Source organism: Shewanella sp. SG44-2 (assembly GCF_014164215.1).
Taxonomy (GTDB): Bacteria; Pseudomonadota; Gammaproteobacteria; order Enterobacterales; family Shewanellaceae; genus Shewanella; species Shewanella frigidimarina.
The window spans coordinates 106,713-120,867 of sequence record NZ_JACJEU010000008.1 but is presented as its reverse complement, the minus strand read 5'-3'; the positions used below and the strand labels follow the sequence as shown (position 1 = coordinate 120,867).

Annotated in this window: 9 protein-coding genes; 4 read left to right on the top strand and 5 right to left on the bottom strand. The window is 41.2% G+C overall.

Annotated elements, in window-relative coordinates; translation table 11 throughout:
- Positions 1-98: 98 nt before the first annotated feature.
- Positions 99-1,364 carry a sugar MFS transporter gene (locus H5181_RS08700; protein ID WP_182750800.1) on the bottom strand — a complete coding sequence of 422 codons (1,266 nt, stop codon included), beginning with the start codon at positions 1,362-1,364 and terminating at the stop codon, positions 99-101.
- A 166-nt stretch (positions 1,365-1,530) separates the two neighbouring features.
- Positions 1,531-3,165 (bottom strand): alpha-glucosidase family protein, encoded by a 1,635-nt coding sequence (locus H5181_RS08695; protein WP_182750799.1) that lies wholly within the window; start codon positions 3,163-3,165, stop codon positions 1,531-1,533.
- A 503-nt stretch (positions 3,166-3,668) separates the two neighbouring features.
- On the opposite strand from H5181_RS08695, the gene H5181_RS08690 reads away from it, so the two are divergent.
- From H5181_RS08690 to H5181_RS08675, 4 genes are all read left to right on the top strand, one after another.
- Entirely contained in the window at positions 3,669-6,389 is a 2,721-nt protein-coding gene (locus H5181_RS08690; RefSeq protein ID WP_182750798.1) for a TonB-dependent receptor, read from the top strand.
- Between the two features lie 116 nt (positions 6,390-6,505).
- Positions 6,506-8,029 (top strand): tryptophan halogenase family protein, encoded by a 1,524-nt coding sequence (locus H5181_RS08685; protein ID WP_182750797.1) that lies wholly within the window; start codon positions 6,506-6,508, stop codon positions 8,027-8,029.
- A gap of 62 nt (positions 8,030-8,091) precedes the next feature.
- Positions 8,092-10,011, top strand: coding sequence for a glycoside hydrolase family 13 protein (locus H5181_RS08680; protein WP_182750796.1), 1,920 nt, complete (start codon positions 8,092-8,094; stop codon positions 10,009-10,011).
- Between the two features lie 98 nt (positions 10,012-10,109).
- On the top strand, positions 10,110-12,092 hold the full coding sequence (locus tag H5181_RS08675; RefSeq protein WP_259397008.1) for an alpha-amylase family protein: 1,983 nt from the start codon (positions 10,110-10,112) through the stop codon (positions 12,090-12,092).
- Positions 12,093-12,547: 455 nt separating this feature from the next.
- Here H5181_RS08675 and H5181_RS08670 read toward each other — a convergent pair whose 3' ends face one another.
- The 3 genes from H5181_RS08670 to H5181_RS08660 form a co-directional block, all read right to left on the bottom strand.
- Complete coding sequence (locus H5181_RS08670; protein WP_182750794.1) at positions 12,548-12,790, bottom strand: YecH family metal-binding protein; 243 nt, start codon at positions 12,788-12,790, stop codon at positions 12,548-12,550.
- Positions 12,791-13,068: 278 nt separating this feature from the next.
- A complete protein-coding gene (locus tag H5181_RS08665) occupies positions 13,069-13,266 on the bottom strand; it encodes a hypothetical protein (RefSeq protein WP_123883475.1) in 198 nt (65 codons plus the stop codon).
- 25 nt (positions 13,267-13,291) lie between these two features.
- Positions 13,292-14,149, bottom strand: a complete 858-nt coding sequence (locus tag H5181_RS08660) for an STAS/SEC14 domain-containing protein (RefSeq protein ID WP_011637247.1) — start codon at positions 14,147-14,149, stop codon at positions 13,292-13,294.
- Positions 14,150-14,155 lie beyond the last annotated feature (6 nt).

Below are 14,155 nucleotides of genomic sequence, written 5' to 3'. Positions count from 1 at the left end.
CACAACTGTGTGATGTTATGTTCACTAATGCAAAACATAAAAAAGCGGCCCGAAAGCCGCTGATGATTTAGTGCAATATATCTGTAATCAAAACCAGATTACATTCTTGAGCCTTTAGCGCCATAGAATAAAATAAACGCATAACACACAACTGGTAAAATAAACGCCACTTGTAGGCCCATGTTATCGGCCATCACACCCTGTAATAACGGTACAATTGCGCCACCAACAATGGCTAAACATAATATGCCACTACCTTGTGAGGTGTGTGGGCCTAAATCTCGGAGTGCCAAGCTAAAGATAGTTGGGAACATAATCGAATTAAACAATCCAACTGCCAAAATTGACCACATGGCCACTGCGCCAGTACTGTTCATTGCCACTAACACCAGTGCAGCGGCAACAAAGGCATTAAAGGCTAGCAAAGTACCTGCAGGAATTTTTTGCATAATAACCGAACCGACAAAACGGCCTATCATCGCCCCGCCCCAATAGTAGGTGATATATTTAGCGGCTTCTGCTTCTTGTAAACCGGCAACTTGTTCTTCGCCTAAAAAGTTAACTAAAAAGCTGCCAATAGACACTTCAGCGCCAACATAGACAAAAATACCAACAGCACCTAACACCAAATGGATGCTTTGTAAGGCACTGGTTTTACCATTATGCGTTATCACGCCAGTAGCAGAATCATCACTGTGTTCAGCAATGGTAGGTAAATTGAGTTTGGCAAAAATTAACGCGAGTAAGCCTAACATCGCAGCCAGAATAAGGTATGGAAGCTTTACCACTTCAGCTTCTGATTGCGCTTGGCTTAAGCCTTCTACCGCGCCAGATGCAACAGACAATATCAATACAGCACCAAAGAAAGGAGCCACTGTCGTCCCTAATGCATTAAATGCTTGGGTTAGGTTTAAACGACTTGATGCGGTTTCAACTGAGCCCAACGCATTGACATATGGGTTTGCCGCCACTTGTAAAATGGTGATCCCAGACGCCAATACAAACAGTGCACCTAGGAATAATCCATAGGTAGCAAACGCTGCAGCCGGGTAAAATAACAAACACCCGATACAAGCAATGACGAGCCCAGTGACGATACCTTTTTGATAACCTAATTTTTTGACTAACTTACCGGCTGGTAATGAGACTAAAAAGTACGCCCCAAAAAAACAAAATTGGATCAACATTGCTTCGGTGTAATTGAGTGAGAACACCGCTTTTAAATGTGGGATGAGAATATCATTTAAACAGGTAATGAATCCCCACATGAAAAACAGTGAAGTCAATGACACTAGAGCAAAGCGATAACTACCGCTGTCACCTGTCACTGTCGTTTGTTGAGTACTTTGCATTGATGAAGCCATAGAGTGGTCTCTTCTTGTTAATTATTGTTATATTGATTTTTTGTCTATCTATAATGACGGTCATATAGGATATGACCGTTAGATGCATTAGCTTTTATATTGTTTGTATAGTGAAAACTACTGAATCAAAAAAGCCGAAATACATGAGCATTTCGGCTTAGTCACACTACTTTCCAAGCAAACCATAAAAACTGGCAAAACTTGGTAACACAATGGTCGCGGGATGCTGCTTATCTTGCGCGCCACTGAGTAAACCATGGCCCTCTAAGATCGAAGATACATGTAACTCTTTTAGGTCAAAGGTTTGTTGCGCTGCAGATAAGTTAAACAGGACTAACATTCGTTGTTGGTCTTGACTGCGGATGAACGCTAATACATCAGCATGGCTATCAATAAACTGAATATCACCATCAATCAGGATATTTTGCTGTTTGCGCCACTGTAAAAAATGGCGATAACTGTTCAGTATTGAATCTTGATCTGCTTCTTGCACATCTACGGCACTATTATTGTGTAACGGATCTATTGGTAGCCAAGGTGTTGCCTCACTAAAACCTGCATTAGGCGCTTCTTTTACCCAAGGCATTGGCGTGCGACATCCATCACGGCCTTTAAACATTGGCCAAAACGCTATTCCGAATGGATCTTGTAATTGATTAAATTCAATCGGTGCTTCAGTTAAGCCTAATTCTTCACCCTGATAACTACACACACTGCCACGTAATGAAAACAACATCGCATTGAGCATTTTCACCATTGTTGGGTTAACACTGTCTTTACCCCAACGAGATGCAACACGCTTCACATCATGATTGCCGATAGCCCAACATGGCCAACCATCACCTATGCTGGCTTCCAGTTCTTCAACAGTTTGGCGAATATAAGCCGCACTAAAGTCATCCGTTAACAACTCAAAACTGTAGGCCATGTGTAAACGGTCATCACCCTGGGTGTATTCAGCCATCGTGGCAAGTGAGTCTTCAGATGACACTTCACCTAAAGTAACCGCGCCAGGGTAACGACTAATTAATGCACGTAACTCTTCAATAAAACCAACTGTTTGTGGGCGAGTATTATTGTAGTAATGATATTGGTAAGCATAAGGGTTATCTTCACTGAAGCCACGGCCTTGACGCTTGTCTTTTGGTTTAGCAGGGTTATCTCGTAATTGTTCATCGTGATAACAGAATGTAATCGCATCTAGTCGGAAACCATCAACGCCTTTTTTAAGCCAAAATTCAACATTATCGAGCACAGCTTGACGAACCTGCGGACAATGAAAATTAACATCAGGCTGACTTTTAAGAAAATTATGTAAGTAGTATTGCTGACGGCGTGGTTCCCATTCCCAAGCACAGCCACCAAAAATAGCGAGCCAATTGTTAGGCGCACTGCCATCATCTTTTGGATCGGCCCATACATACCAATCTGCTTTATCATTATCACGACTTTGACGACTTTGCTCGAACCAATGATGTTGATCTGAGGTATGACTGAGTACTTGGTCAATCACCACTTTTATATTTAGTTGATGGGCTTTCTCAATAAGTTGGTCAAAGTCGGCCATGGTGCCAAACAGTGGGTCTATTTCAAGATAATCACTAATGTCATAACCAAAGTCTTTCATCGGTGATTTGAAAAAAGGCGAAATCCAAATTGCATCAACATTTAAACTGGCAATATAATCAAGTTTAGCAATGATGCCTTGCAAGTCGCCGACACCGTCACCATTAGAATCCATTAAACTGCGTGGATAGATTTGATATATCACTCCACCGCGCCACCAGGTTACCTGATCCATTGCTTCCCCTTAGAATTAAGCTAACCCCAAAACGCCTATGAGTTACCTTGATGTTGCGGCTGGGTAACAGCTCGCTGTTGTTTTTCATTACCCCGAGGATACGTGAATAAGGAAATCAGGTTCAATACACCTGCATACGTATGCAAAGAATTAATTGTTCTATCGTACATATTGCATTCTATAAAAGGTGCATAAATACAACAGATTAACTAGTATAAATAGCACCACCAAGATGTTTCATAATTGTAAAATTTAGCCACTAATTCGTCACTAATAACGTTGAATACGTATGCATAATATTGTCGGCAAAACTGTACTGGGAGTAGTATCGTCACTGTTGTGCAACAATTTGGTCATAACTTCGGCACTTATGCAGTCACTTATAAAGTTAATTAAGCATGCTGAAGAAAAAACACAATAAAGACTGTAACCAAAATTCAAAAGGACACTAACACTCGACCTGGACTTCAAGTTGTTAAGTATCCACTAAAGGGGAAAGATGAATGTTGCTATTTAAACCGAGCCTACTTACGCTAGCGTTAGTTGCAGCAGGTGCAAGCATGAGTGCTTACGCTGCGGATGACGTTAATACTACGGAAACTGCCGAAGAAAATATTGAAGTGATTCAAGTCACTGGTATTCGTCGCAGTTTACAAGAATCACAATCACTAAAAATGTCTTCATCATCCATTGTTGAAGCCATTTCTGCCGAAGACATTGGTAAATTACCTGATGTCAGTATTGCAGAGTCACTTGCCCGCTTACCTGGTGTATCAGCACAACGTTTAGATGGACGTGCAAACGTTATCTCTATCCGAGGTTTAGGGCCTGATTTCACTACTGCGACATTAAACGGCCGTGAACAAGCTTCGGTTAACGACAACCGTGGTGTTGAGTTTGACCAATACCCTTCTGAATTATTAAATCGTGTTGTTGTGTACAAAACACCAGATGCTTCTGTAATGGCACAAGCCATTGGCGGCACGGTAGATATGCAAACTATTAGCCCATTAACCCATGGCGAGCAAACTATTGCGATGTCGCTTCGTGGCGAGATGAACGACTTAGGTTCACTTAACAGTGGCTCAAGTGACACTGGTTATCGTGGCAGCGTTTCATACATCGACCAGTTTGCAGATGATACTATCGGTATTGCGTTAGGCTATGCCCGCATGATGTCACCAAACCAAGAAGAACGCTGGCAAGCCTGGGGTTACCCAGAAAATGATGCCGGAGACAGTGTTTTAGGTGGCGCAAAACCATTTGTGCGTTCAAGTGAATTAGAACGTGATGGTATATTAGCTGTATTTGAATACGCACCTAACGAAAAATTCACTTCAGTTGTTGACATTTACTATACAAAGTTCACTGATGACCAGCGTTTACGTGGTATCGAAATTCCTGCTGCTTGGGGTACTAACGGTGGAGTGACTGCGACAACTACTGATGATGGTTTAGTCACCCAAGGGACCATTAATGGTGCCGAAGTGGTCATCCGTAACGATGTTAACAAACGTGATGCTGAATCACTGTCAATTGGCTGGAATAACAAGTTCACCATCAATGACAATTGGAGCGTTGAAGCAGATATCGCTTTATCAAAAGCTGAACGTACCGATATTGGTATGGAAAGTTATACCGGTACAGGCCGTGGCACCGGTGTTGGCGCAGTTGATGACCTAGGTTTCAACTACAATGGTAATGGCGGTTATAACTTTACCCATGACCTTAATTATGCAGATCCTAATGTCATCAAATTAGGCGACCCACTGGGTTGGGGTAGCCCACTTGGTGCCAATACTCAAGATGGTTTTATCAACAAGCCAGAAATTGATGATGAGCTTAAATCATTCCGTTTAAGCGCAGAATATGTGTTTGATGACGGTGCAGTACGCAGCGTTGAGTTTGGTGTTAACCGCACTAATCGCGATAAAAGCAAGCTTGATAAAGGTTATTATCTAACGTTGGCCGGTTATGACGGTTCTGATGACTACTTAGAAACTGTACCAGAGCAATATTTATTATCGCCAACCTCGCTCGATTTCTTCGGCATGGGTGATGTACTGAGTTATGACTCGCTAGCGTTTTATAACGATGGTGGTTATACCGAAACAGACGTTGCTGATGTAGATTTATCACGTGCGACAAACTCTTGGGCAGTATCAGAAGAAGTCTCGACTTTTTATGTTAAAACCAACCTAGAGTCTGAATTATTCGGTTTTCCATTAACCGGTAACGTCGGCATTCAAGCTGTACACACAGACCAAAGCTCAGACGGTACTGTGGCGACAGTTGAAAACGGTGTAGTGACATTAACGCCTCGTACTGCTGGTGATTCATACCTTGAATGGTTACCTAGCATGAACTTAGGTTTTGAAGTTGCCGATGGTCAAATGTTGCGTTTTGCTGCTGCGCGTACGTTAACTCGTGCTCGTATGGATAAAATGAACGCTAACGTTAACTTTAGCTACAACCAAAACCCAAATGACGGTGTTAACTGGTCAGGTGGCGCAGGTAATCCTGAGCTACGTCCATGGTTAGCGCGTCAATACGACATAAGCTATGAAAACTACTTTAGTGACCAAGGTTATTTTTCGGTAGCGGTTTTCTATAAAGACTTAGAAAACTACGTTTATGATCAACAAACTAACTTTGATTTCAGCACCCTTTTACCACAAAACCCAGGTGACAACCCAATTGGGAATGTCAGCCAACCTCAAAACGGTAATGGCGGTTATGTACAAGGTATTGAAGCATCGTTATCAATCGACTTTGGTTTGTTTGCTGATTCTCTAAGTGGTTTTGGTACCATCTTAAGTGGTTCATACAACGACAGCGAAGTGAAAGAAACGTCAGACAGTGATCCAACGACTCTGCCAGGCCTTTCTGAAAAAACCTTCAATGCCACTGTTTACTATGAAAACTCTGGTTTTGAAGCACGTATCAGCTCACGCTATCGTAGTGACTTCTTAGGTGAAGTAACTAAAATCAGTCTACAGCGTGAAAACGTTAACATAAAAGCTGAAACTGTTGTTGATGCACAAATTGGTTATGACTTTACTGAAAGCGGTATCGATGCCCTATACGGTTTATCGGTGCAGTTCCAAATAAACAACTTAACTAACGAGCCATTTACATCGTACACAGGTGATGATCAACGTTTAGTACGTGATTATCAAAACTACGGTCGTAACTTTATGTTAGGCGCAAACTACAAGTTCTAATGGGCTTGTAGAATGTACTAAACCGACAAAAAAGCCTCTGTAACCTATTACAGGGGCTTTTTTACAATATCGGATTCAGTAAAAATAAATCAAAAATAGTTAAAAAGGCGATAACAATGGATCAAACGATAATAAAAAACATTGTCATTGTAGGCGGCGGAACATCGGGCTGGATGACCGCAGCCATGTTAGCAAAATTGTTTAAAACACAACTTAATATCACTCTCATTGAATCTGACACCATCGGCACTATAGGTGTTGGTGAAGCCACCATTCCGCCACTGCAGATATTTAACAGCGTATTAGGCATCAGCGAGAAAGACTTTATTAAAGCGACCCAAGCAACCTATAAATTAGGCATCGAGTTTGAAAACTGGCACCAACAAGGCGATGCTTACATGCACGCTTTTGGCAATATTGGTCGTGACTTAGGCTTTACCTCGTTTCATCATTATTGGCTCAGCGCACAAGCTCATTGTGGCCAACAAAATCAAAGTACGTTTAGCGCTAAAGATTTCTGGCAATACTCACTTAATTATCAGGCTGCTAAACACAATAAATTCCAACCTATTCAAAGTATTACTCAAGCGCAGATGAGTGGTATCACCCATGCATATCACTTTGATGCTAGTTTATATGCCAACTTACTACGCCAATACAGTATACAACGTGGTGTTGTTCGGGTTGAAGGCACTATTACCAGCACTCAACTCACCAATGATGGCGCGATAGACAGTGTCACCTTACAAAATGGTGACTGCATTAATGGTGACTTATTTATTGATTGTTCGGGTTTTTCTGCTTTATTGATTGAAAAAGCATTAGGAGTAGAATACGAAAACTGGCAGCATTGGCTACCCTGTGACAGCGCATATGCCGTGCCTTGTGAAAGCACCTCTCCTCTCACGCCTTACACTAAATCAACCGCTAATGATGCTGGTTGGCAATGGCGTATTCCACTGCAACATCGCACTGGTAATGGCATTGTGTATAGCAGCCAACATATGAGCGACGACCAAGCTAAACAGCATTTATTAGCCAACCTAGACGGAAAACCGTTAGCCGAGCCGCGTAAAATTAACTTCACCACTGGCAGGCGCGTCAAGCAATGGCATAAAAACTGTGTTGCTATTGGTTTATCGAGCGGATTTTTAGAACCGTTAGAGTCCACCAGCTTACATTTAGTCCAATCGGCTATCATTCGTTTAACAAAGTTATTTCCCCGAAACGGCATTCAATCGCAACACATTGATGAATTTAATCGCCAATCACAAACCGAGTTTGAACAAATCCGCGACTTTATTATTTTGCATTATCATCTTAATGCAAAACAATCTGCCGACGGTGAACACGGTTTATGGCAGCAATGTCGCGACATGAACATTCCCGAAAGCTTGCAACGAAAAATCGATTTATTTAAATCCACTGCAACGGTTTTCAGGCATCAAGATGAACTCTTTACCGAAGCAGCTTGGATCCAGGTAATGTTAGGACAAGGCATTATTCCTTTAGATTATCATCCACTTACCCAAGCTGTCAGCCGAGTCGATTTAACAGACTATTTAAGCAATATCCGTAAGGTCATTGCCACCACGGTTAACCAAATGCCGACCCATGAAGCCTATATAAAAAAATGTTAAGCGATTGATTAACAATCAGTCAAAAGAATAAAAACAAATTAAATAGAACAGGACCAGTAATCATGTCATCACATTGCTCACACCCAACGCCACTAGGCCAACACCGCATCAGCAAGCTCGCATCACGTTTATTATTGAGCTGTGCGCTCAGTGTCAGCGCCATGTCGGTGAATGCCGCACTTAACGTCGAACCCATGTCATGGTGGGCCGGTATGCAACAACCTAAGTTACAACTGTTGATTGCTGGCGATAATATTCGTGACACCCAAGTGAAATTAATCAAGGCTCAAGGTGTCACACTCAACAGCGTTGATAAAACTGACAGTAACGACCATTTATTTATTAATTTGGACTTAAGCCAAGCTAAACCACAACGACTTACTTTGGGTTTATATAAAGGCGAACAATTAGTTGAACAATTTGATTATGTGCTGCAAACACGTCAAAAAGGCTCACGCGATCGCCAAGGGTTTAGTAATAAAGATGTGATTTACTTAATCACTCCAGATCGTTTTGTTAACGGTAATCCCGACAACGATAACCATCCAGACATGCTTGAAAAAGCTAATCGTAGCCTTGATGGTGGTCGCCATGGTGGTGATATTATGGGGATCCGCAAAGCACTGCCCTACTTGCATGATTTAGGTGTGACTCAGTTGTGGATTAATCCATTGCTTGAAAATAACCAACAAAAATATTCTTATCACGGCTATTCCACTACTGATTTTTATAAAATAGACCCTCGCTTTGGTAGTAATCAAGAATACCAAGCCTTGGTAGAAGAAGCGCAAACCTTTGGCATTGGCATCATCCAAGATGTGGTTGTTAATCACATGGGATCCGGTCATAAATGGATGAGCAGTATGCCGAGTAACACTTGGATTAATGGTCAATCACGTTGGGTCAATGATCCGACAGATGTCAGTTACTCAAGCCATAGACGCACTACCGTACAAGATCCTTACTCTGTGAATGCAGACACGGTAGATTTTAGCGATGGATGGTTTGACGTCACTATGCCAGATCTCAATCAACGCGATCCGCACATGGCAACATACTTAATTCAAAATAGTATTTGGTGGGTTGAATACGCGGGGCTGAGCGGTATTCGCGAAGACACCTACTCTTATGCTGACAAAGATTTTCTAACAGCATGGTCAAAGGCCATTATGGATGAATACCCGCATTTTAATATTGTTGGTGAAGAATGGAGTAGTAACCCAGTGACGGTAAGCTACTGGCAAGCTGGAAAGAAAAATGCAGATGGTTATCAATCTTTTGCACCTAGCATGATGGATTTTCCGTTGTATGACACTCTTATAGCAAGCTTAACCAAAGAGGAAGATTGGGGAGCTGGATTTATCGATCTTTACCAAATGTTGGCTAACGATGTGGTGTATGCCAATCCAAGCCAGTTAGTGTTATTTGAAGGTAATCACGACACTAACCGTATTTACAGTTTAATGAAAAACGACATTGAACTGTACAAAATGGCCATGGCTTATGTACTGACCAGCAATCGTATTCCACAAATATTTTACGGCTCAGAAATAGTCATGCAAAGTCCTACAGAAGACCGTAACGACGGAGCTGTACGCGCAGACTTCCCAGGTGGCTGGCCGCAAGACAGTGTCAATGTATTTACAGGTAAAGGTTTGAATGCACAACAAACTGAAGCACTTACCTTCGTACGTACATTATTAAATTACCGTAAAAATTCATTAGCGATTCAACAAGGTAAGTTACAGCACTTTGTGCCAAAAGACGGTGTTTATGTTCAAAGTCGTCATCAAGGCGATGAAACGTTACTGATCATTTACAATAAAAACAGCCACGCCATTGAGCTTGATTTACAACGTTTTAAACCTGCTATTAATGACAACACTGCTGGCGTTGATATTATCAACAAACAAACGTATTCATTATCTAAACCGCTTACGTTATCCAATAAAGGTGTCACGATTCTTAAACTGAACCGTTGATTTTTATCACTGATATTTTGATCCGTTATTTGAAATTAAGGAGTGGTTCTATGTTCTTCAATAGAACCACTCCCATAAAAATAATAAAAGAGAGACTCATGCGCACCATCATTAAACCGTTAGCAAGCCAACTTCACCGACCTTCCCCAACCTCTAAGGCATTGGTACTAGCCAGTATGCTGGGATTAGGATTAAGCGCTTGCCAACCCAATACCGTTGAACAAACTGATACTGCGGTAAAAAACGATAACGAAAACGTATCAGTTACTCAAATAAACCAAACTGCTACAACAGGCAAACCGGTGGTATATCAAGTATTCACTCGCCTGTATGGCAACACCAATACCACCAATAAAGCTTGGGGAACTATTGCCGAAAATGGCGTAGGAAAATTCAGTGATTTTACCGATGTGGCATTACGAGATATTAAATCCTTAGGCACCACTCACGTTTGGTATACCGGCGTACCGCATCATGCGTTGGTCAATGACTATACGGCTGATGGTATTAGTAATGATGATCCTGATGTGGTAAAAGGCCGCGCGGGCTCACCATATGCGGTAAAAGACTACTACAACGTCAATCCTGATCTGGCTGACAACCCGGCTAATCGCTTGGCAGAATTCGAAGCCTTAATCGGTCGTACTCATGCCAATGGCATGCAGGTGATTATCGACATAGTGCCTAATCATGTCGCGCGCAATTATCATTCTATTTCAGCGCCAAAAGGCGAGCCAGACTTTGGTGCTAACGACGATAAAACTAACACCTATAGTAGACACAACAATTTCTATTATGTAGTCGGTCAAGACTTTCAAGTCCCACAAGCATCGGATGGTTATCAGCCATTAGGCGGCGAAACACATCCCCTCATCGACGCAAAGTTTGCCGAATCACCGGCAAAATGGACCGGCAACGGCTCACGTTTAGCCAAGCCCGATGCTAACGATTGGTACGAAACCGTTAAAATAAACTATGGAGTAAAACCCGATGGCAGCCATGACTTCCCTGCACTGCCTAATGATTATGCAAATAAAACCGCAGCCGAGCATTTAACCTTTTGGCAAGCACAAGCGGCCGATGATATTCCAGATTCATGGCGTAAGTTTGAGCACATCGCACAATATTGGCTAGCCAAAGGCGTAGATGGTTTTCGCTACGACATGGCTGAAATGGTACCAGTTGAATTTTGGAGTTACCTCAACAGCCACATTAAGCACACCAACCCAAATGCGTTTATTCTGGCTGAGGTGTATAACCCCGATTTATATCGCGATTATATTCATTTAGGTAAAATGGATTACTTATACGACAAAGTCGATTTATATGACACCTTAAAAGCCATAATTCAAGGTAAGGCCAGTACAGCAGCCATTGCCACAGTTCAAGCCAAAGTCAGCGACATCGATCAGCATATGCTGCATTTTTTAGAAAACCACGACGAACAACGCATCAACACAGCCGACTTTGCTCGAAATCCGTTTAATGCACTGCCAGCGATGGTGGTGTCTGCAACGTTAAGTCGCTCTCCCACCTTACTGTATTTTGGTCAAGAAGTAGGTGAATCAGGCGCTGAAAATGCAGGCTTTGGACAACCGACTCGCACCAGTATTTTTGATTATGTTGGCGTGCCTGCTCATCAACGCTGGATGAACAACGGCAAGTTTGATGGCGGACAGTCAACATCTGATGAAAAGACATTACGGGCTTATTACCAAACCTTGTTAACCCTAAGCCATAGTGCATCAGCATTAACTGGCGAATATAGGGAACTAGATAGTCTACAGCGCCAAAATAAGGTTGTGGGTTATGACGACAGCGTCTTTGCTTTTAGTCGTTTTAGCAATACTCAGCAATTGATTATTGTCAGTAACTTTAGTCAAGTCCAGGGCAAACAATTTACCCTTGAGTTACCAAGCTCACTAATACAAGCTTGGCATCTTTTGGGAAATGCAAAACTGACAGATTTACTAAAAAACGCTCAACTCAATCAGCAACTCATATTGAATAAAGATGGCAGTGCTAGTGTTAACATTGAACTATCCCCTTTACAGTCTGTGATTCTTGGAGTAAATAAATAATATATCCAAGAACAACTTAAGAGATATTATCACGGCTCTATAAATAATAACCAGTTGCTGTAAGTGCTTTAAATATGATAAAAGCATGACTATCAATCGAGATTAACGCATTAGACCTCGCTAGATAAAGCGAGGTCTAAGCTACAATTTGTTGATGTAAATGATTAAGGGTTGCTAATCTTTCAAGGCCATTTTTTCAACACATTGATGGTTCATAGCGTAAACAGTGAGTGACAAAACAGAAGCTTTACGGTGATGCTAACCTATATAAAAAGCCAATATTCGAGTTCATATGGCTAATAAACGCTTTCGTAATAGTTCGTCTGAAAGCACTTTACACTTTGTTGAGCAATTATTTATTAAGCGAGTGTTGCTTAGATTACTAGAAATAATCCACTCGCCTCGATTAAAATGCTTTTATTTAGAAAAAATTAACCAGCTAAGTTTAACAAACCCTAGTGATTACAGATTTTTTCTATAGCGGTTGTAATGCCACCTTCGCTTGGGATGAACTTGCCTTTGCCTTCTAAAAACTCAATCAACATCTCAGCATCCATCTCGGTTGCTGAACAAGTATGATAACGAGCCTCTGCGCCAAACTCAGTATGCATCATGGTTTTAAGATCATGCTTTGTTAACGCAGAGCCATGGGTTAGCATCATTTCCATCACTTTATGGCCGTGAACTGATTCTGACATTGTATCTCCAATTAAAGGTGTAATTTATTTGTATTTTATAACGTATTTTTTAGTTATAAATACCGATCTCACACACAAGATTTGAAAAATATTATTGTTGGCGCCTATATTGAAATTGATGCCGATAACACTCAACTTACCGGCATAAGAGGCGCTAATAAAAACCAAAAAATCATAGCGTAAAAAGATTTTCTGGTTAAATCTCAATAAAAACAGTTGTCAGGTAACTGTAAAATGTAGCAACATCTGCTGTTATTTTTACGGCTACGTTCATGACGTCAAACTTTTATTGAGCTTGTTTCAATTTCAACAACGGCAGCATGAATGGCTTGAAATATGAGCCTATCAGCTTCCACAGTGTCATTATCAGGGACATCCCACGCCATAATTTCGCGATATCGCTCTACGACTTGACGAACGTCTTCGGTGATCTGGTCATGGTAGCGTTCAATTTCTATATTTTGTATATCGGACATATAAATATACCTTAGCCATAATAAGTTAGAACACAGGACCTTGAACCGGAACGATTAATATTTCACAACGACTATGATTTTGAACGTAATGCGGCACTGAGCCTAATAACTTGTTTATGCCTTTTTTCTTTTTTGCCCCAAAAATGGCTAAATCAATATGTTGTGCTTCCAAAAAAGACACAACGCCATAATTTATCTCACCGCAAATCACTTTGGTCTCAATGGGAAAATTTGTATCCAAATCATTCACAAAAGCTTTCATCTGAAACTGAGCTGCATCAATATTTTTTTTGTTTTGATCTTTGATGATGTCTAGATCAACAACGTTGTAGCCCACTGGATCGCCATAGAGTGTATAAGCGAGTACTTCTGGAACAACATTGAGTAATGTTAATGAAGCTTGATAGTAGTTAGCTAATTCTATTGCGCGTTTGCATGCATGCTTTGAATACAGGGAGAAATCCACCGCAACCACAATGTTTTGATAGGGTTGCAATTGTTCTACCGCTTTTTCAAACTCTTGCTTTTCACGTAACCAGTCCCATGCTTGTTGCAGATTTTCTCGGTTAAAATAACGCACTTCACTAGATATCAAAAAAGGCTTCGCGATTAACGCCATCCAATGTTCCCAAGACTTATCGCCAACCATCGCAATGCGCTCAAAATCACTAAGGTGTTTCATACCAAACTTAATATCATCTATTGCGGCATCTAAATCCCAGCCGGAAAAATTATCAAACTCAAAAAGTAATGAGATTTTACCTAATCGTTTAATTTGCGTTTCAAGTTGGGGAAAGAATTGCTGGAAATCCTCAAGAGTTAGTTTTCCAGAAGCTCGCACAGCAATGGTATTGCCATCGAATACAGGTATAAATTGCAACATGGAATT

Coding starts and splice junctions, on each gene's coding strand:
- H5181_RS08700 (WP_182750800.1), bottom strand. CDS start 1,364: ATGGCTTCATCAATGCAAAGTACTCAACAAACGACAGTGACAGGTGAC.
- H5181_RS08695 (WP_182750799.1), bottom strand. CDS start 3,165: ATGGATCAGGTAACCTGGTGGCGCGGTGGAGTGATATATCAAATCTAT.
- H5181_RS08690 (WP_182750798.1), top strand. CDS start 3,669: ATGTTGCTATTTAAACCGAGCCTACTTACGCTAGCGTTAGTTGCAGCA.
- H5181_RS08685 (WP_182750797.1), top strand. CDS start 6,506: ATGGATCAAACGATAATAAAAAACATTGTCATTGTAGGCGGCGGAACA.
- H5181_RS08680 (WP_182750796.1), top strand. CDS start 8,092: ATGTCATCACATTGCTCACACCCAACGCCACTAGGCCAACACCGCATC.
- H5181_RS08675 (WP_259397008.1), top strand. CDS start 10,110: ATGCGCACCATCATTAAACCGTTAGCAAGCCAACTTCACCGACCTTCC.
- H5181_RS08670 (WP_182750794.1), bottom strand. CDS start 12,790: ATGTCAGAATCAGTTCACGGCCATAAAGTGATGGAAATGATGCTAACC.
- H5181_RS08665 (WP_123883475.1), bottom strand. CDS start 13,266: ATGTCCGATATACAAAATATAGAAATTGAACGCTACCATGACCAGATC.
- H5181_RS08660 (WP_011637247.1), bottom strand. CDS start 14,149: ATGTTGCAATTTATACCTGTATTCGATGGCAATACCATTGCTGTGCGA.